This is a genomic window from Ruegeria sp. Ofav3-42 (assembly GCF_022347725.1).
Classification (GTDB): domain Bacteria; phylum Pseudomonadota; class Alphaproteobacteria; order Rhodobacterales; family Rhodobacteraceae; genus Ruegeria.
The window spans coordinates 206,364-225,394 of sequence record NZ_JAKRGB010000005.1; the positions used below are offsets into that span (position 1 = coordinate 206,364).

The window sequence follows — 19,031 nt, forward strand, 5'->3', positions numbered from 1 at the left end:
TTGTCCCTCATTTTGAGATTGTGGTTCTTCGGATATCCAGCGCCGGGATCACGCGGCCTTCGTGTTGAAAGCATAGGTAATCGACGCCAAAGGTTTCGCGGACGCGTTCGGGTGTCAGCACCTCGTGCACCAGCCCAAAGCCGGTCAGTCGGGCGGACTTCATCAGTGCGACGTGGGTGGCGAATTCGGGGATCATGACCAGATCGTGGACGATCATCACAACCGTGATGCCCAGTTCCGCCACCAGAGACAGCATGCGGCCCTTGGCGTCTGGGTCCAGATGGTTGGTTGGCTCGTCCAGAAACAACAGCGACGGGTTCTGCGCTAACGCTCGCGCGATATGGGCCCGTTGGCGTTCGCCGCCGGACAGGACGGCCATACGCTTATCAGCTAGGGCGTCCAGACCGGTTAGATTCAAGATGCGGTTCAGTTCGTCGGTATGTTCGTTGGCGGAACGGTCCGCGCGGATCGGAATTTGCCCAAGGGCCACATAATCACGCAGAAACAACCGTCCGTCGGGCGCCTCTTGCTGACTGACAACTGCGATCATACGGGCGCGATCCATTGCCGTAAGCTGCCGAAGGCTGCGCCCTTTGATCAGAACGTCCCCCAGCACGATCTCTTCTGCACCGCACAGGAGGTTTAGGAGCGTAGTCTTGCCCGCGCCATTCGGCCCGGCAATCGCCAATATTGCCCCTTCATCCAGATCGAACTTGACGTCTTTTAGCAGGACGTCGCCATTCAGGGCGTAGTATTCTAACTCGCGAGCTTCAAGAAATGGCCTGCAGCTCATGTGCGATCCTCCTGCTCGATCTGAGGTGCGTACGAATGAGTCTTTGAAAACAATGCGCGCGGACTACCGGCGGAAAACGCGCGAGGAAGTCTGTCCGGCAACTCGCCTCGGGTCGCGCACGCGACATCCGTGCCCGTCTCGCAAATTGGAATGAAGTGATCAGGTTTTCTCAGCATTGCCCGCTCCGCTTGTTGTAAAGCGCGGACAGAAGGTGCCGGTTATGTAAACACGCGTCAGACGTGCCATATAGCCTCCTTCCAGGACGCCCCGCCCCGGGTTGGTTGAACTTCAGATGGCAGGTCTCCTGACTTGCGGGTCGTGGCTTAGCCGTCCTTCCCGGCCCGTTTGGGCCAGTGGTCTGTTGGCGTCGCTCACCGCTTACAGTTGCGGGGGCAGTCACGGAATTGGCGCCGTTCGGCAACCTCACCGTATTCCCTTTTCATCCCTTGGGCGCACCATCGGGAACCATCGACGATGAGGAGTGCCCGAGTTCGCATTTTGGGTCAAGCGTAAATCCGCATAGCCCTTGTTGTGGCGTGCTAAAGACAGCTCAAACGCATCGAAGGGCTCGACAGCGTTGGGGCTGGCAGGCGGCATAGGGCGCTGCTCGTCAGATTGACGTCTAGGGGTTTAATCATTTGTGATCAGCAGTTCTTTTGATTACGCTGCAGTGCAGAAAGGCAGAGGAATCGGCGACAAGTTCCAGTTGAGTGGGATGAAAGAGCCAATCGTCGGTTTCAGATGCGATCATTTGCAGAAACAAAGCCTGACGAGATGAAAATTCAAGAAAACCGAACGTTTTCACAACTGAAAGTCGGCGATAAGGCCCAGGTTACAAGGCTTTGCACCGTGGACGATCTGTACGCGTTTGCCTCGGCTTCCGGAGACCATAATCCGTTGCACCTAGCCGCCTATGATGGCGACGGTGATGGGCGCCCCGAAGCTGTTGCGCCCGCATTGTGGCCCGCTGGCCTCGTTGCGGCGGTACTGGGGAACGTCCTGCCGGGGGCAGGCACTCAGACACGCCGGGCGGATCTCAGATTCCATGCACCGGTTCTGGCGGGCGAAGAACTGACCGCCTTTGTTTCGGTCACGGAAAAGCGCGAAGATGGCGATTTGACCTGCGCCGCCGAAGTGCGTCGCGTCGGAGACAACGCGTTGATTCTAAGCGGTACGGTGCAGGTCACGCCACCCGCTCGGCATTTGAACTTTGACTCGGTCGAAGTTCCGGGGCTGATCGTTCAGAGGCACCGGCATTTTGACGCCCTGCTGGAAAAGGCGCGTCCTTTGGACCCTATGCCAACAGTCGTCGTCGCACCGGAAGAGCCGAATTCGCTGGGCGGCGCATTATCGGCGAAATCAAACAGCATCATCACTCCAATACTCGTGGGCGATCCCGAAAAAATTGCTGCCGCTGCGGCCGAACTTGGGGCTGACTTGTCCGGAACCGAAATCATCGAGGCCCACAGCCACGAGATGGCGGCGCATCGTGCTGTCGATCTTGTGGTGGATGGCAAGGCTCGGATGCTTATGAAAGGGCATCTGCACACGGATGTACTTTTACGAGCAGTTTTGCGCCGCGAGAAAGGCTTAAGAACAGGGCGGCGTTTGTCGCATGTGTTCGTAATGGATGTTCCGGGCATGTCACGACCCATCATGGTCACCGACGCCGCCGTGAACATTTCACCCGATCTCGAGACCAAAGCCGACATCGTTCAAAACGCCATTCATCTGGCGCATTCCATCGGCATCGAAGTGCCAAAGGTTGGCGTTCTTTCGGCGGTAGAGACGATCAATCCGCATATGCCGTCTTCGGTCGACGCTGCATTGTTGTCCAAAATGGCGGAACGCGGGCAGATCAGGGGCGGATTGGTCGATGGCCCGTTGGCCATGGATAACGCCGTCGATCTGAACGCCGCGCGGACCAAAGGCATCACTTCGCAGGTCGCCGGGGCCGCGGACATTTTGGTCGTTCCGAACATTGAGGCAGGAAACATGGTGGCCAAGCAACTGACATATATCTCTCATGCCGAGGCCGCAGGCATTGTGATCGGTGCTGCGGCACCAATCATCCTGACCTCTCGGGCGGATGACGACGCCTCGCGGCTGGCCTCTTGCGCTGTCGCGGCGCTGCATGCAATTGCGAACAAAGGCAAAATCCATGGTTGAACATGTTTTGGCACTGAACGCCGGGTCGTCCTCGTTAAAATTCGCGCTTTATGAACTGACCGAGGACCGTCGGCCCAGGATGCGCTGGCGCGGTCAGATCGAACGGCTGGGGGATGCGCCGCGCCTGTTGGCGCAGTCCGCCGGAGGGCGGTCTGTTGACCGCCAGCTTTCAGGGGCCAAAACGCATGACGAGGCCATCAATGCGTTCCTCGAACTTACCCGCGAATACCTGCCGGACATTCAGGTTCGGGCCATCGGCCACCGTGTCGTTCACGGAGGGCCGGTCTATTCGGAACCGGTCGTGGTGGATGAGGATGTCATTGACACGCTGAGCGGGTTCATTCCGTTTGCACCGCTTCATCAACCCTACAGCCTTGCCGGAATCCGGGCTGCCAATGCTGCGTTTCCGGGCACAACTCAGGTCGCTTGCTTCGATACCGCGTTTCACCGAACGCACCCGTGGGTGAATGACACCTTTGCCCTGCCGCAGAACTTCTATGACAAGGGTGTACGGCGATACGGATTTCACGGGCTGAGCTACGATTACGTCTCGCAAAAGCTGAAGGACATTGCGCCGGGGCTTTATGATGGTCGCGTCGTCATCGCTCATCTGGGGAATGGTGCGTCGATGTGTGCGGTCTCAGGCGGGCGGGCCGTTGCCTCGACCATGGGGTTTTCGGCGCTGGATGGTTTGCCCATGGGAACCCGCAGCGGACAGTTGGATCCGGGGGTCGTGCTGTACATGATGCAGCAGGAGGGGATGACGGCCGAGGAAATCGCCGAAACCCTTTATCGTAAATCTGGACTGTTGGGGCTGTCAGGCATGTCTTCGGACATGCGCACGCTGCTGGCCGCTGATACCCCGGACGCACGCAAGGCGATTGAATACTACGTCTTTCGCATCCGCAGAGAACTCGGTGCGTTGTCTGCCGCGTTGGAAGGCATCGACGCCTTGGTCTTCACCGGAGGCATCGGTGAAAATGCTGCGCGTATCCGTCAGATGGTCTGCGAAGGCATGCGCTGGATCGGGATTGAGATGGACCCGAACCGAAATGCGGATAACGGCACTGTTTTGTCGACAGATTTCAGCCGGGTACGCATTCTGGCCATTCCCACGAACGAAGAGATGGTCATCGCGCGGGCCGCTGCCAGATTGGCCTGATCGCTACTGATCAGGATTGTTCTTTCTGCGCCGCGCGTATCTCAGCAGGATGCCTAGAAGCGAACTGATAATGTCGGGCGACAACATACCGATCGGGTCACGCCTGAGGCCGACAATTGTGTTACGCGCCTCGGCGAGGCTGTCAGTGACTTCTTCCTCGATGTCGTGAAGTGCCATGTCCCGCAATTCTACTGCTGCAGAGGTGTCGCTTTCGGCGGTCATGGAATTTGCCACCAACGCAAGGAGAACGGCCAGAACAAGGTTCACCCCGGCCACAATGACAGCCGCCAGCGACTTTGACATCGTTTCGGACAACCAGAAGAACCCGGCGACGTTTAGCATAATGACCGCCAGGCCAACGGCCAACCCAGCGGCGGCATAAAAACCCGTGCGCTTTGCCGCGACGGCCAATTGCCTTTGGGCGATCAGCCTTTCGGCGCGCAGAATGATCGAGATATTGCGTGAAATGCGGCTCATGATCGGGCTCCTACCGGGAACGGCCTAGAAGATAGCCAAGCGTGAAGATGCCCAGCGCAAAGAGGACCGGCCTTTTGTGCGGAAATTCCTCAAGTTCGGTCATCACTTCTTCGATCTGCGTGGACCATGCTTCAAGACTGTCGGCAATTCCCTCCGGTGTCGATTTGCCTGCATCAGACGTCACATCTTCTTTTGGGGTCGATGCCGCGGTCTGCGCGCTGCTTTGTTCGGCCAGCTGGCGACGCAGCTCTGCGACTTCAGCTTCAAGCTGTGCTTTGGTTACCATCAGTCAGGTCCTTAAACGGCCGCGCAAAATCAGGCTCGCGACTTTTTTCTTTATCCCAAGCCATGTTAATTCGATTTTTTGAATTCGGGAAAGGGTGTTGTACCAAATCGAGCTTTAGAAGCCCGCGCGGCACCAGACGCAATCATGATCGGATAAAGGCGTTCCCTCGTCAGATATCGACGACAAAACCCCGCTGCCACGGCAGGACAAATTGCGGCCAGCAAGCCAATCCAGTTTCATTACCCGATCCGGGTGGGGTGTGATCAGGCTGGGACGGGTCGTCGTTCCCTGTGCCGTGAAAGACCAGTTGTAGCCATGTGTCTCAGCCAGTTTGAAAAGCGTTTCGCGTTGCCAGTCGAAATCGGGCGGCAGGTGGTTTCCTGTGTTCAGGTCACCGCCAATCATGACGGGCAAACCGGGTGCGAAACCGTCAATGGCGTTGAGCAGCCGTTCAAATTGCTGACGGCGGTGGGCGGCGTTCGCGTTGCTTTCCAGATGGGTGGAGACGACGCAGATTGGGCCATTAACTGTCGGCACAACAGCGGCGATTGCATTGCGCCCGCCAACGCGCGGTTGGTTCGGGTCGCCAGCACCTTCGTCTGCGGCAAACCAGTGCCCGTGATCGTCCAACCTGATCAGCGCGGTGCGCTCAAACGGAACCGACGACAAAACGGCGTTTCCATGCCACCCCAGCGTATTGAAGTCGTCCTGACAAAAACCGCGCTCTGTCGGGCCGCCAAGATCCAGTTCGTGAAATTCGACGCCAAAAGCGTAGGCCATGCCCAGCTTCGCGGCCATGACCTCGGTTGTGTGGCGCTGCGCTGTTCGTGCCATGCCGTGATCAACTTCGGACAGCAGGACGATATCTGGCGACAGTTTGCCCAGATGGTCTGCTGTTGCTTCGGGAAACAGGCAGCGCTCTACGTTCCAAGCGGCAATGGTGAACTCTGCAGGCAAAAATTCTGACTGCGCCACACCACCCAATTGCACTGCGTTCATGGCGGGCAGGGCGGACAACAATGCCCTATGAGCTTCGGCTGTGCGAGGCGCTGAGAGAATGCGCATTCTCTGCTCGTCCGTGACCGCTGGGAGGTCAGCAAGTGTCTGGGTAATCACAGTCTTTGCCCTGATGTCTTATCAAATAGTTGCAGCGCGTCCGGCTTCAGGCTGATGCGTGTTTCGCCAATATTCGCAACGTGGTCCTTACCCACCATAACAGTGAAGGGTTGATCGGCAATTGCACCATGCAACAGGCGGTGGGCACCAAGTTCTTCAAGGATGTCAACGCGGAACGAGATACTGCCGTGAGCGTCCAGAACCACGTCCTCTGGGCGAATGCCCATGGTAACCGATCCAGAGTGAGCCTCTGGAACAGGCAACAGCCCCTCAAATCCGTTTACGCGAACCTGCCCTTGGCCCATTTCGGCTTCGATTAGGTTCATGGGCGGCGCGCCCATGAACGAGGCGACGAAGGTCGAAGCCGGGTTGTGATAGATTTCGGACGGGGTGCCGATCTGTTCGATCTTACCTGCGTTCAGAACGATGATGCGGTCGGCCATGGTCATGGCCTCGACCTGATCGTGGGTAACGTAGACGGCCGTGGTTCCAAGACGGCGTTGCAGAGCCTTGATCTCGATCCGCATCTGGTTGCGCAGCTTGGCGTCGAGGTTGGACAAAGGCTCATCAAACAGGAACAGTGCCGGGTCACGTACTACAGCGCGACCCATGGCGACGCGTTGACGCTGACCACCGGACAACTGCGCCGGTTTACGGTCCAGATACTCGGTTAGGTTCAGCATCTTGGCGGCGTCTTCCACCTTGGCCGCGATCTCAGCGGCAAGGGTGCCGCGGTTCTTCAACCCGTAACCGATGTTCTTGCGGACCGTCATATGCGGATACAAAGCGTAGTTCTGGAAAACCATTGCAATGTCCCGATCTGCGGGGTCCACGTCGTTGACCACCCGGTCACCGATTTTCAGTGTCCCTTCGGAAATATCCTCCAAGCCAGCGATCATCCGCAGCAAAGTGGATTTACCACAGCCCGAGGGGCCGACCAGAACGACAAACTCGCCGTCCTGAATGGTAAAGCTGGTGGTCTCAACCGCCTGAAAGCCGTTGGGATAAACCTTGCGGACGCCCTCTAATGAAACCTGAGCCATGCGCGTATTCCTTATTTGTCGGATTCTGTGAGGCCCTTGACGAACCAATTCTGGAAGAAGACAACGATCGCCACAGGTGGGATCATCGCGACGATGGCCAAGGCCAAAGCCTGCCCGTGTTCAGGGATCGTTGCGTCAGTGTAAGTCAGCACGATTTGCTTGATGCCGCGAACCAGAGTGAAGAAGCTTTCATCCGTGGTTATCAGCGTTGGCCACAGGTACTGGTTCCAGCCAAAGACGAACATGATGATGAAGATCGCCGCGATCATAGTCCGGCTGAGGGGCACCAGGATGTCGATGAAAAACTTCCATGGTCCTGCCCCGTCGATCCGGGCCGCTTCGGCCAGTTCCTCGGGGACGGACATGAAGAACTGCCGGAAGAAGAACGTGCCTGTAGCAGACGCAATCAACGGCACGATCAGGCCAGTATAGGTATTGGTAAGCCCCAGCTTTTGGATTGCTTCATAGGAGGGTAGGATGCGAACTTCGAGTGGCAACAATAGCGTCGTGAAGATCACCCAAAAGGCCAGCGTCGCAAACCGCAGGCGGAAATAGACGATGGCGTAGGCGGCCATCATCGAGATCACGATCTTGCCCACCGCAAAGCCGATGCCAAGAATGAACGAGTTCATCAGCATCAGCGTCCCGTCTACAGTCTGGGTAAAGCCGCCCTTTTCGAACATGGCAGCGTTGAAGTTCTTGCCCAGATCGTCGCCCAGCGTCAGTTGCAGCCCTTCGCGATGGATCGTCACCGCATCATGGCTGGCCGTGGTCAGCGCCAGAAGGGGGGGCAACATCATCAGCAGCGAGCCGAGGATAAGGACGGTATGATCGCCAATCGCTTCCCATTTGATCCGGCGTGGGCGGTGGGCTTCAATCGGGGTGTCGAGTGTTGTCTCAGCCATTGCCAAAGCCCTCAGGTATAGTGAATCCGGCGTTCAACCAGCCGGAACTGAAAGACGGTCAGGATCAGGACCAGAACCATCAGAACAACCGATTGGGCCGATGATCCGCCCAGATCGTTGCCGCGGAACCCGTCCAGATAGACCTTGTAAACCAGTGTCATCGGGTTGTTGCCCGGCTCACCCTTCATCAACGCGTCGATGATGCCGAACGTGTCGAACAACGCGTAGGTGATGTTGATGATCAGCAGGAAAAACGCGGTGGGGGCCAGCAGCGGGAACGTCACTTGCCAAAACCGTCCAGTGGCCGAGCGGTTGTCGATCATCGCCGCCTCGCGTACCGAACGCGGAATCGATTGCAGGCCTGACAGGAAGAAGATGAAGTTCACGGGGATTTGCTTCCAAACCGCAACAATGATCATTGCCGTCGCAGTAGCGTTGTAATCCACGCCCAGTTTGAAATCCCAGCCGAACATCTGAAAGAACTTGGTCATCGGGCCGGTGCTTTGGTCAAAGAACAGAATGCCCAGAAATCCGGCGACCGGCGGCGCGATGGCGTAAACCCACATCAGCAAGGTGCGATAGGTTTTGGCCCCTCGGATCACCTTGTCAGCCTTGACCGCCAGCAGCAGTGCGATTGCCAGCGAGAAAAAGGTGACCAGCACCGAGTAGATGATCGTGAACCCCGCAACGCGCTTGTACTGATCGTTGCCCAGCAGCGACGTGTAGTTGTCCGCGCCGACGAAGGTCGATCCGAACCCGAACGGGTCCTGCAGGAAGAATGAGGATTGTAGTGCCCAACCTGCGGGCCAGTAAAAGAAGATGGCGATGATCATCAGCTGCGGCAGCAGCAGCGCCACAGGAAGCCAAGTATTGTCGAAGCCCGCGCGTTTCATGAGTGGTCCATTGCGAAAAAAGAGAGATGGCCACGCCGTGACAGCGTGACCATCCTGGGGGTGATCCAGAGTTTAGCTCTGGGTCTTGGAAAAGCGGGCCAGCAGTTCGTTGGCTTCTTCTTCGATGGTCTTGAACGCGGTTTCCACGTCAGTTTCACCGGTCAGGATACGGCCATATTCGCGGTTCATGATGTCGCGGATCTGGACATAGAAGCCCATGCGGTACCCCTTGGTGTTGTCACCGGCTTTTGCCTGCAGCTGGTTCACACCAACTTCGGCGGCCGGGAAGCGGTCATAATGGCCGTCTTTCTTGGCAACTTCGTAAGCGGCTTCGGTGATCGGCACGTAGCCGGTTTCCTGGTGCCAGAAATACTGAGTCTCAGGCGAGGTCAGGAAACGGAAGAATTCGGCGGCTGCCTTGTTTTCTTCGTCCGATTTGCCGGACATCGCGAACAGAGCAGCACCACCGATGAAGGTCTGGGTTGGCTCTGCGACGACAGCTTCCCAGTAGGGCAGCTCGGTCGCGCTGAACTCAAACGGCAGATCTTTCTGCAGCAGGCCACCGAAAGAGCCCGACGAACCCAGCCACATGGCAACCTTGCCTTCTTCGAATGGCTTGGCGTTGTCGCCCCAGCCGGTGCCGTACCATTCGAAAAGGCCGTTTTCTTTCCAGTCGGTTACAGCGGTGAAGTGCGCTTTTATCGCGTCGTTGTTGACCAGGATCTGGGTGTCGTTGCCGTCATAGCCGTTGTTGTTGGTAGCGAACGGCAGATCGTGGCGCGACATGAAGTTCTCGGTGAAGATCCAGGGCAGGTGCGACTGGCTGAGGGCGATATAACCTGCGTCTTTCAGGGCAGGGGCAGTGGTTGACTGGAACTCTTCCCATGTCTTCGGCGGCGTGACGCCTGCCTTTTCCAGTGCGTCGACATTGTAGTACAGGATCGGGGTCGACGAGTTGAATGGCATGCCGATCATCTTGCCGTCGCTGTCGGCATAGAAGTAACGAACGCCAGCGATGTAGTCATTGATGTCGAAGTCAACGCCATTGTTGGCCAAAAGATCCTGAACCGGGATGGTTGCACCCTTGGCACCGATTACAGTTGCGGCACCGGCGTCAAAAACCTGCATCACGTTAGGCTGCTCGCCCGCACGGAAGGCGGCGATACCAGCGGTCAGAGTCTCTTCATAGCTGCCTTTGTAGACCGGAGTGATCTTGTACTCGTCCTGCGAGGCGTTGAAATCCTCGGCAATTTTGTTAACGGTTTCACCCAACTGGCCGCCCATCGCGTGCCACCAGGTGATTTCTGTTTCGGCAAAAGCTGCGGTCGCGCTGAATGCGACAGCTACAGCGGTTGCGCAGAACTTCAGGTTGGTCATTTCATTACTCCGGTTCAGCAACGGCCCGGCTGGGAGCTGTCGCGTCAGGTTGCGGGGCAGCGCCCCTTGCAGCATAAAAGTCGGTCGCAGGCGGGAGTGTGACCGCATGCGGTGCACAGAGTGTGCACACGTGGGCACATACGGGGATCGTGTGACAGTTCGATGAAAGATTTGTAGTAATATTGACAAATTGTTGCGAAACAGAGGACAGCTTGTGCGTGAGTGATGAGCGAAAAAGAACCGCACAAAGGCCGCGCCGGGTAACGGCGCAAACTGTGGCTGAGGCCGCAGGCGTTTCGCGATCTGCGGTGTCGCGGGCTTTTACGCCGGGCGCTTATCTGGATGCAGGCAAACGCAAAAAGATCCACGAAATTGCGGCCAGCATGGGGTACCAACCAAACGCCCTTGCCGCAGGTTTGAAAGACGGCCGATCACATCTTGTGGCTGTTTTCGTTGGCAATATGCGCAGCGCTTATGACACCGAGTTTGTCATGGTTCTGGTGGGCAGGCTGAACGCTCTGAACAAGTGGCCGATTCTGATTGACGGTGGGGATGGGTCTACCAAACAGGCGATACAGCAAGTTTTGCGATACCCGCTGGACGCGTTGATTCTCCGCGGCGGCAGCATGCAAAATGAGCTTGTGACCCAAAGCAGTAAGATTGGAATTCCGATGATATCATCCGGGCGAATTGTCGAGGCCAAGGGTGTCGACAACGTTTGTTGCCGGAATGCAAAAGGAACACGTCTTGCCGCCGAAGTTCTGGTCGACGCGGGGCGCAGACGATTCGGATACATCGGGGGCCCTGAGCAATTTTCGTCCTCTGCGGATCGCAGGCAGGGGGTCGTTGATGTTTTGACACATGCGGGACTGCCACTGATCGCCGAAGCGACCGGTGAATTCACAGTGGAGGCCGGGTTTCGTGCGGCGACGACTCTGCTTCAGGAAAACACACTGGATGCGCTGGTTTGCGCGAATGACGCAACTGCAATCGGTGCGTTAACTGCAGCACGTGAGCTAGGCGTTGCGGTTCCCGGGGCGTTGTCAATTGTAGGGTTCGACGACATCGACATGGCGCGATGGCCGACTTTTGATCTGTCGACCGTGTGCAATCCGATATATGAGACGGTCGAACGTGTCATTTGGCTGTTGGAACGACGGTTGGCAAACCCCGCGAAACCAAGCGAGACGATTCTGATCGACCCGTATTTCGTGCCCCGCGGGACTCACTGACCGTTTTTTAATAGTCGGATACAAGCAGGAAGTCCGGCTCTGCGTCTTCTTCTATCGTTGCAAAGCGTGGGATGGGGTCTTCAAACACGTTGTCGGTTCGGTCGTCGTTCACGGTTGAGACCTCGCCGATCAGGCAATCGCCCTTTTCCGCCCAGAACGCGTGCCAGATGCCGGGCATCAAGGTGACGCTTTGGCCAGGTTTCAAGCGCAGCAACTCGCCGGGCTGAACCGTTACCGGGCAGCTGTCGCTGGGAACAACCACCGGGTTGTCACGGTCGATACCGCCATCGGGGTCCGAGGCATAGATCTCCATCACCAGATCGCCACCGCCCCTGTTGATGATGTCTTCGGCTTTGACGATGTGGCGATGCATCGGGGAAAGCTGTTTTTCCCGGGAAACGAGCAGCTTTTCCGCATAGAGCATCCCCCGGCCTTTGTTCAGGTCACCGACATCCCCGTTGCGAAGTGTGAACAGAAACAGGCCAAGTTCATCGAACCGGCCCTGGCCATAGTCGGTGATATCCCACCCAAGCCCACGCTCACGAATGCTCCGGGCTTGCGCGCTGCGTATCTGTTCCGGCGACCAGTTTGCAAAGGGCGGCAGAACCGCCCCGAAAGAGTGGATGAACGCCTGCGCCTCAGACTTAATTTCGTTGATTTCTGATCTTTTCATCTGCGTCCCTCGTGGGGTCAAAGTTCATGCGCCCAGGGCGGGTTCGCCCCGGCGCGGGAGACGGTGATGGCAGCCACTTTTGCGCCTTTCAAAAGGGCGGCCCGCAAGTCGACGGTGCTCAATGTTTTCAGATCGGCTTTGGTCAGTCGGCCTAACCGATCCAGTTCAGCCAGAACTCCGGCGTTGAATGTGTCCCCAGCACCGACCGTGTCGACCACTTCGACTGATTGGACTGGCACTGCGGTTTCTGAGCCGTCCGCCAGATATCCGGAAGCCCCTTCGCGACCGCGGGTGACGATTACCACTGCGGGCCCTGCCTGCAGTAGCAAAGGAACTTTTTCTGACAGTGTTTCAGGCCCTGGGATGATCCAGTCCAGATCTTCATCTGAAACCTTCACGATATCGGACTGCGCAATCATACGATTCAGCCGGGTGCGATATCGGGTTTGATCACTGATGAAGCCGGGCCGAATATTCGGGTCCAGCATGACAGCCCGATCCGATCCGTGCCGATCCAGCAGCGCGGCGTAAGCGTCGGCGCAGGGTTCGCAGGCGAGGCTGATGCCGCCAAAATACAAGGCCGAAACGGAGGGCAACTGGGTGGGCATATCCTCGGGCATCAGCATTCGGCCAGCCGAGTTTTCGTCGACAAAGCTGTATGTTGCATGTCTATCCTGAAGTTGGACAAAGGCTAGTGTTGTGGGGCGGTCCGAATGGATTACATGGCTTGCGTCCACGTGGCTGTCTTGTAGTGCATTCGCCAGTTGCTGACCAAACATGTCGGAAGACAGACCGGTCAACAGCCCGACCGGTGCACCCAGACGCCCAAGCGCGATAGCGGTATTGAAAATGGCACCTCCCGAATGAGGCACAAACCCTTGCGCGCCAGAGACGGTCGGTTCGGCGATCATGTCGATCAGGGCTTCACCGCAGCACAGGATCATGCCGAGGTCCTTTCTGTAATGGGGTCACGCGGCCAGTTTACCGCGCGAGCGCACTCTTACAGAAATTGTTAGCGCCAACAATGCCAAATTCATCTTGTTCTGACACATACAAGTTCATGGAGCGACGTAGTTCACTGAACCGTCCGCCTGCATTGAAGGCATCCCGGAACGCATCCTTAAACAACCATCGGTTCTTTTCGGCCACCCCGCCAACAAGAAAGACACCGCCTGTCGGCATGAATGCAACTGCCAAATCACCCATCAGCGCCCCAAGATGAGTTGTAAACATGTGAGATGCTTTGACGGCTACCGGATCGGTATTTGATTGTGCGTCTTGTAGGATATCTTTGGCGGTGCGCGTTGGTACATCAGTCTGGCCAGCAGCCAAGCTAGCAGCTTTGTAAAGGATTGGCAGACCCGTACCGCTCAAGAACATCTCCGCTTCCAATACCAGGCTGTCGTCAAAGAAACAGTCGGGGGCGACGTGGCGCGCTGCTTTGAATATTTCCACCTCATCCTCATGGCGAGGCGACAGCCCCACATGTCCGCCTTCACCGGACGCGGTGTGGTATCGCCCTTCGGAATATAGCAGAGCACCAACGCCGAGCCCGGTGCCTGGGCCTACCACCAGTCGCGTTCCAGCGGGTGGCGTTTCTGCTCCCTGCAAAACTTCGACGTCCTTGTCGGTGATTTCGGCAACGGACCACGCGGCGGCAGTAAAGTCGTTGATAACAAACGTATGCTGCGCGCCGGTGGCCTTGCCTATATCCCGCTCTGACAGATCGAGATGCGCATTCGTTAGTCGGATCGTCCCGTCTTTGACTGGTCCGGCACCGGCCGCAACAACAGCGCGGGGATCGGTGCCAAGCTCGTCGCGCAGGCTGTGAAAGGCGTGCAGCAATTCGGACAGCGAGCCGGTCGGGTATTTGCGAAGGCCTGTCAGCTCTCCGTTTGAAACGACGCCCAGCCGGGTGTTGGTTCCGCCAATATCCGCAACAAGGTTCCAATGTTCGTGCATTGCGCCTGCAGGTTGGGCCATCGGAAGTGAAACGGACCCTCCGGCCAGAGCGGTTTTCAGCGCTTTGTAAGACGCCTTCTGGGTGCGCTCCAGCGTATCGAAATCGACGTCAACCAGCCCGAACCGCTTTTCATAGCCAAAGGACCACTCGTAATTGTCCAGCAACGACCAGATGAAGTAGCCCTTGATCGGTACGTCTTGCTCAAGTGCGCTTTGGACTGCAGTCAAATGTCGGTTCAGGTAGTCTATACGATCGTCATCCTGCCGACGCTCGGGGCTCGCCATACCGTTTTCGGTGACGTAGATCGGCAGATTCCCAGTGTAATCGCGCATGGTTCGCGTAAGAAACCGGGTCAGGGCGTCAGGCTCAATCTCCCACCCCATCTGGGTCTTGGGCAGCCGGCCGGGAATTTCTTTCAGGCTAGGCCACGCAGTTTCGGCGGGCGCGATCAGTTTGCGGGTGTAGTAGTTCAATCCGCACCAGTCGACAGGTGTGCCGATTGTGTCGAAATCGTCCTGCCAGCCAGAGGGTAGGTGAGGTTCCAACCCGTCCAGCACGTTTTGCGGATAGGCTTTATTGAACACCCCACTCAGGAAAAAGCGGTTATAAATTCCGTCATAAAGATCAGCAGCCTTGCGCGCTCCGGGGCTGTCATCGGCGGGTTCAGCCCATTCCAGATTGAACACGGCACCCAGGTTCGACATTCCCAAACCACGCATCGCCTCAATAGCGCTACCATGGGCAAGCAAGACATGATGCATTGCACGAGCTGTGGCGCGAATGTCGCGCAGGCCCGGTGCGTGATGCCCTTCAAAATGACTCAGCCAGCTTACGCACCAGGGTTCATTGATCGGTGCTACGCTGTACATACGGTCCCCGATCCTGCCCATTATGATCTCGGTGAAATCGGCGAACCAATTTGCGATATCGCGATTTCGCCACCCACCAAGATCGGCGATGGGTGAGGGCAGCTCCCAATGGTACAGGGTCGCACAGGGGCGAATGCCGCGTTCCAGAAGCGCGTCGGCGAGGCGGTCATAATAGTCCAAGCCAGCTTGGTTCACCGTGCCACGCCCTTCGGGCAAAACTCGTGCCCAACTGGTTGAGAAGCGATAGCAGTCAAAACCGGCATCACGCACGAGGTCGAAATCCTGCGGATAGTGGTGCAGGTGGTCACAAGCCAGATCGCCATTTTCATTGCGCACCACATTGCCCGGTGAGGCTGCAAACGTATCCCAATGCGTCTGCCCAGCACCGCCCTGAGCGTGCCCTTCGATCTGATAGGCGGAAGTTGCAACGCCAAAGAGGAAGTCTTTGGGGAAATCCGATCGTGTGTATTTCATTGTCAGAACCTGTTGGGGGCGGGGCCGGTTGAGCCGCCAACTACCAGTTCGGCTTCCAGCAATCTAGTTTTTACGGGATCTTCCGGAGACTTGATGCGCTCGATCAACATCTCTGCCGCCATTTCACCCGCCTGACGAACCGAGGATCGGGTGGCTGTAAAAATCGGCACATCCTGACCGTTCTTGAGGTACGAGAGGTCGTCATCATGGGCAATGACCGAGACATCTTTTCCCATTTTCAACCCGGCCTCATTCAGCGCGCGCCGCACGCCAATGGCGGAAATCATGGATGACGTCAGAATGGCGGTTGGCGGATCATCCAGGCGCAGCATGTCGCGTGTTTCGTGATGTCCGTAGACCTCGGTCATCTCGGCGCTGCGCATCAGATCGGGGTCAGGCGACAAATCAGCATCGTCCAATGCCTCAAGATATCCTGCGCGGCGGCGTTGGGCGAAATCCATATCCTCAAGCCCGTTGATCAGGGCGATTCGACGATGCCCAAGGTCGATCAGAAACCGGGTCGCGCGCAGGAAAGAGCTTTTGTTGTTCACGTCAATCCAGTCATAGGGCACGTCCACGCCGGTCGACCTGCCGTGCACGATGAACGGCACACCCATCCGGTTCAGAACCTCGATTCTGTGTTCATTGACCTTAGGGCCTTGCAAAACCACACCATCGACTGCACCGCGTTGAAACAGACTGCGATATGCTTCCTCGATCGAGGTGTCGTCTGCGTTGGTGAACATCATGTCATATCCATGATCTCCATACTTGCGGGCGGCACCAGCGACGAAGTCTCCGAAAATGGGGTTCACCATTTCGTGCTGCGATGAACTTGGGATCACGTGGCCAATCACCATGGATCTTCCGGTCGCCAAACCCTTGGCCCGGCTGTTTGGCCGGTATCCGTGCTTGGCTGCGGCGGCCTGAACACGAATGCGCGTATCCTCATTCACCTCGGGATAGCCATTCAGCGCGCGGCTGACCGTGGTCTGGGACAGGCCGAGGATTTCTGAGAGCTGCTTTAGGTTCATGGTCGCTTCAAAGCGCCTTCAAATTTTTCTGTTTCGTGTATTGTGGTTGGTTTTCTAGCTTAGACACGTTTTTCCCTGATTTGGTTTTCAATATTAATAATTTGGGCCACAGTAAACAGAATATTGACATATTTTGAATGTTAGCGGATAAAGCCCATCATCCAAAGCGCTTTGAAAATGAGTCTTGCAAGCGCTTAGTAATGTTGGGAGGAAGCTTCATGAAACACTCGCTTTATGCAGGAGCGGCGACGTTCGCCCTGATGGCGGGCGCGGCGCAAGCCGACAAGGTTACTGTGTTCGGCCCATGGCTGGGGCCGGATCAGGAGAATGTCGAAAAGGTGCTGGATGGCTTTGCCGCCGCAACCGGGCATGAATACGCCTATGTCGGGTCGGACAGCTTCGAACAGCAAATCAGAATCGATGCCGAGGCAGGGTCGGCGCCGAATGTGGCGGTGTTCCCCCAGCCCGGGTTGGCATCGGATATGGCCAAGGCGGGGTTTCTGACGCCGCTTGGCGATGGGACTGCAGACTGGATTCGTGACAACTATGCCGCCGGGCAGTCGTGGGTTGATCTGGGCACCTATGCGGGCCCGGACGGTCAGGATCATCTGTACGGCTTCTTCTACAAGGTCGACGTGAAGTCGCTTGTCTGGTTTGTGCCCGAGAACTTTGAGGATGCCGGGTACGAAGTTCCCACCACCATGGAGGAACTGAAGGCGCTAACCGACCAGATCGTTGCTGATGGCGAAACGCCATGGTGTATCGGTTTGGGCTCTGGCGGCGCGACTGGCTGGCCGGCGACCGACTGGGTCGAGGATATGATGCTGCGCACGCAATCGCCCGAGGATTATGATGCCTGGGTCGCAAACGAATTGAAGTTCAACGATCCAAAAGTCGTTGCTGCGATCGAAGAATTCGGCGCGTTTGCCCGCAATGATGATTATGTGGCGGGTGGTGCCGGTGCGGTTGCGACGACTGATTTTCGCGACAGCCCGAAAGGCATGTTCAGCTCGCCTCCGCAGTGTTACATGCACCGTCAGGCCTCGTTCATTCCAGCCTTCTTCCCGGAAGGCACGGTTGTAGGCGAGGATGCTGATTTTTTCTATTTCCCGGCGTACGAAAGCAAGGATCTTGGCAGCCCGGTGCTGGGTGCAGGCACGGTTTGGGCGATCACAAACGACAGCCCCGGCGCGCATGCGCTGATAGAGTATCTGCAAACGCCCGAAGCGCACGAAACATGGATGGCGTTGACCGGTTTCCTGACACCGCATAAGGGCGTCGATACCTCGGTATTCTCGGACCCGACTTTGAAGAAGATGAACGACATTCTTCTGGGGGCGACAACCTTCCGGTTTGACGGGTCCGACCTGATGCCGGGCGGCGTGGGTGCGGGCACGTTCTGGACCGGCATGGTTGACTATACCGGAGGCACTCCGGCGCAAGAGGTTGCCGATGAAATCCAGTCTTCCTGGGATGCACTGGACTAATCGATTAAAACCGGGCGACCCGCAAAACCGGATCGCCCGCCCCCCTCCGTCGCAAGGGAGAGCGGCATGCATCCGGCATTTCAGGGCCTGCTGACCATCGCCATCGGCGTGTCAGGTTGCGTAGGCTATTTCTACCTATCCAATCAGTTTTTGGACAAAATTCTGTTTCCGCCGCGCGGGCCGAATGCTGGCCGTAACATCAATCGGGCGAACATGATCCGGCCCTGGTTGTTTCTGTTTCCGGCGTTGGCTGCGTTGGGGCTGTATCTGGCCTATCCGGTCGTCGAAACACTACGCCTTTCCCTGACAGATCGGGTGCCCGGCGGGGGGTATGAATGGGTCGGCCTGGACAACTATGTCCAGATGACCAACGAGCCTAAGTTCTGGGAAGCGATGCGCAACAACATGTTCTGGCTGATCATTGTGCCAGCTATGTCGACGGCCTTTGGCCTGCTTGTTGCGCAACTGACCGACCGCATCCGGTGGGGGAACGTCGCCAAGTCACTGATCTTTATGCCCATGGCGATCTCTTTCGTGGGGGCGTCGGTCATCTGGAAACTTGTTTACGACACCCGCCCGGCCGAGCAGAATCAGATCGGTATGCTCAACGCGCTGTATTTGTTTTTTGGCGGTGCCGAGCCTCAGACCTGGTTGACGATCCCATTCTGGAACAGTTTCTTTCTGATGGTGGTCCTGATCTGGATTCAAACCGGTTTTGCCATGGTCATTCTGTCAGCTGCCCTGCGTAGCATTCCCGAAGAGACCATCGAAGCGGCTATTCTGGACGGCGCGAACCCGTTTCAGATTTTTTTCCGGATCAAGGTTCCTCAGATCAAGACAACAATATTGGTCGTTTGGACCACGATCACGATTACCGTACTGAAGGTCTTCGACATCGTCTTCGCCATGACCAACGGCCAATGGGAGACGCAGGTTCTGGCCAACTACATGTATGACAAGCTGTTTCGGGCCAATGACTGGGGCGTTGGCTCAGCCTCGGCCATGGTGATCATGTTGCTGGTCGCCCCGATCCTCGTTTGGAACGTGCGCAATGCGCGCAAAGAGATGGAGTAGGGCC

Annotated in this window: 17 protein-coding genes, 1 pseudogene and 1 riboswitch; of the genes and pseudogenes, 5 read left to right on the plus strand and 13 right to left on the minus strand. The window is 57.1% G+C overall.

Annotation, left to right across the window (positions count from 1 at the left end):
* Positions 1 to 7: 7 nt before the first annotated feature.
* Complete coding sequence (locus MHN28_RS09985; RefSeq protein WP_239338563.1) at positions 8 to 793, minus strand: ABC transporter ATP-binding protein; 786 nt, start codon at positions 791 to 793, stop codon at positions 8 to 10.
* A 276-nt stretch (positions 794 to 1,069) separates the two neighbouring features.
* A riboswitch (cobalamin riboswitch) is annotated at positions 1,070 to 1,278 on the minus strand.
* Positions 1,279 to 1,567: 289 nt separating this feature from the next.
* Between MHN28_RS09985 and MHN28_RS09990 the strand changes: the two genes are divergently transcribed.
* Positions 1,568 to 2,962 (plus strand): bifunctional enoyl-CoA hydratase/phosphate acetyltransferase, encoded by a 1,395-nt coding sequence (locus MHN28_RS09990; protein ID WP_239338567.1) that lies wholly within the window; start codon positions 1,568 to 1,570, stop codon positions 2,960 to 2,962.
* Complete coding sequence (locus tag MHN28_RS09995) at positions 2,955 to 4,124, plus strand: acetate/propionate family kinase (RefSeq protein WP_239338570.1); 1,170 nt, start codon at positions 2,955 to 2,957, stop codon at positions 4,122 to 4,124. Before MHN28_RS09990 ends, MHN28_RS09995 begins: the two co-directional genes overlap by 8 nt.
* A gap of 3 nt (positions 4,125 to 4,127) precedes the next feature.
* On the opposite strand, the gene MHN28_RS10000 is transcribed toward MHN28_RS09995, so the two are convergent.
* From MHN28_RS10000 to MHN28_RS10030, 7 genes are all read right to left on the minus strand, one after another.
* Positions 4,128 to 4,601: a phage holin family protein gene (locus MHN28_RS10000; protein ID WP_239338572.1), complete on the minus strand. Its 474-nt coding sequence runs from the start codon at positions 4,599 to 4,601 to the stop codon at positions 4,128 to 4,130.
* Between the two features lie 10 nt (positions 4,602 to 4,611).
* Complete coding sequence (locus MHN28_RS10005; protein WP_239338574.1) at positions 4,612 to 4,887, minus strand: hypothetical protein; 276 nt, start codon at positions 4,885 to 4,887, stop codon at positions 4,612 to 4,614.
* 114 nt (positions 4,888 to 5,001) lie between these two features.
* Positions 5,002 to 5,952, minus strand: a complete 951-nt coding sequence (locus MHN28_RS10010; RefSeq protein ID WP_239338576.1) for an endonuclease/exonuclease/phosphatase family protein — start codon at positions 5,950 to 5,952, stop codon at positions 5,002 to 5,004.
* A gap of 47 nt (positions 5,953 to 5,999) precedes the next feature.
* Entirely contained in the window at positions 6,000 to 7,046 is a 1,047-nt protein-coding gene (locus MHN28_RS10015; RefSeq protein WP_239338578.1) for an ABC transporter ATP-binding protein, read from the minus strand.
* An 11-nt stretch (positions 7,047 to 7,057) separates the two neighbouring features.
* Complete coding sequence (gene ugpE, locus MHN28_RS10020) at positions 7,058 to 7,951, minus strand: sn-glycerol-3-phosphate ABC transporter permease UgpE (protein WP_239338580.1); 894 nt, start codon at positions 7,949 to 7,951, stop codon at positions 7,058 to 7,060.
* Between the two features lie 11 nt (positions 7,952 to 7,962).
* Entirely contained in the window at positions 7,963 to 8,844 is an 882-nt protein-coding gene (locus tag MHN28_RS10025; RefSeq protein ID WP_239338582.1) for an ABC transporter permease subunit, read from the minus strand.
* A gap of 72 nt (positions 8,845 to 8,916) precedes the next feature.
* Positions 8,917 to 10,221 (minus strand): extracellular solute-binding protein, encoded by a 1,305-nt coding sequence (locus MHN28_RS10030; RefSeq protein WP_239338584.1) that lies wholly within the window; start codon positions 10,219 to 10,221, stop codon positions 8,917 to 8,919.
* A gap of 218 nt (positions 10,222 to 10,439) precedes the next feature.
* Between MHN28_RS10030 and MHN28_RS10035 the strand changes: the two genes are divergently transcribed.
* Positions 10,440 to 11,453 (plus strand): LacI family DNA-binding transcriptional regulator, encoded by a 1,014-nt coding sequence (locus MHN28_RS10035; protein WP_239338586.1) that lies wholly within the window; start codon positions 10,440 to 10,442, stop codon positions 11,451 to 11,453.
* Positions 11,454 to 11,460: 7 nt separating this feature from the next.
* Here the strand turns inward: MHN28_RS10035 and MHN28_RS10040 are convergent, their stop codons facing one another.
* The 5 genes and pseudogenes from MHN28_RS10040 to MHN28_RS10060 all read right to left on the minus strand — a co-directional run bounded on the left by MHN28_RS10040 (position 11,461) and on the right by MHN28_RS10060 (position 16,466).
* Complete coding sequence (locus MHN28_RS10040; RefSeq protein ID WP_239338588.1) at positions 11,461 to 12,126, minus strand: D-lyxose/D-mannose family sugar isomerase; 666 nt, start codon at positions 12,124 to 12,126, stop codon at positions 11,461 to 11,463.
* Between the two features lie 17 nt (positions 12,127 to 12,143).
* On the minus strand, positions 12,144 to 13,070 hold the full coding sequence (locus MHN28_RS10045; protein ID WP_239338590.1) for a carbohydrate kinase: 927 nt from the start codon (positions 13,068 to 13,070) through the stop codon (positions 12,144 to 12,146).
* 37 nt (positions 13,071 to 13,107) lie between these two features.
* Positions 13,108 to 14,109 (minus strand): ROK family protein, encoded by a 1,002-nt coding sequence (locus MHN28_RS10050; protein WP_370645682.1) that lies wholly within the window; start codon positions 14,107 to 14,109, stop codon positions 13,108 to 13,110.
* A 21-nt stretch (positions 14,110 to 14,130) separates the two neighbouring features.
* Positions 14,131 to 15,432: pseudogene (locus MHN28_RS10055) on the minus strand (GH1 family beta-glucosidase); the annotation flags it as partial.
* 2 nt (positions 15,433 to 15,434) lie between these two features.
* Positions 15,435 to 16,466, minus strand: a complete 1,032-nt coding sequence (locus MHN28_RS10060; RefSeq protein WP_239338592.1) for a LacI family DNA-binding transcriptional regulator — start codon at positions 16,464 to 16,466, stop codon at positions 15,435 to 15,437.
* 218 nt (positions 16,467 to 16,684) lie between these two features.
* On the opposite strand from MHN28_RS10060, the gene MHN28_RS10065 reads away from it, so the two are divergent.
* Both MHN28_RS10065 and MHN28_RS10070 read left to right on the plus strand, forming a co-directional pair.
* Positions 16,685 to 17,953, plus strand: a complete 1,269-nt coding sequence (locus tag MHN28_RS10065; protein ID WP_239338594.1) for an ABC transporter substrate-binding protein — start codon at positions 16,685 to 16,687, stop codon at positions 17,951 to 17,953.
* Positions 17,954 to 18,019: 66 nt separating this feature from the next.
* Entirely contained in the window at positions 18,020 to 19,027 is a 1,008-nt protein-coding gene (locus MHN28_RS10070; protein ID WP_239338596.1) for a carbohydrate ABC transporter permease, read from the plus strand.
* Positions 19,028 to 19,031: the final 4 nt, after the last annotated feature.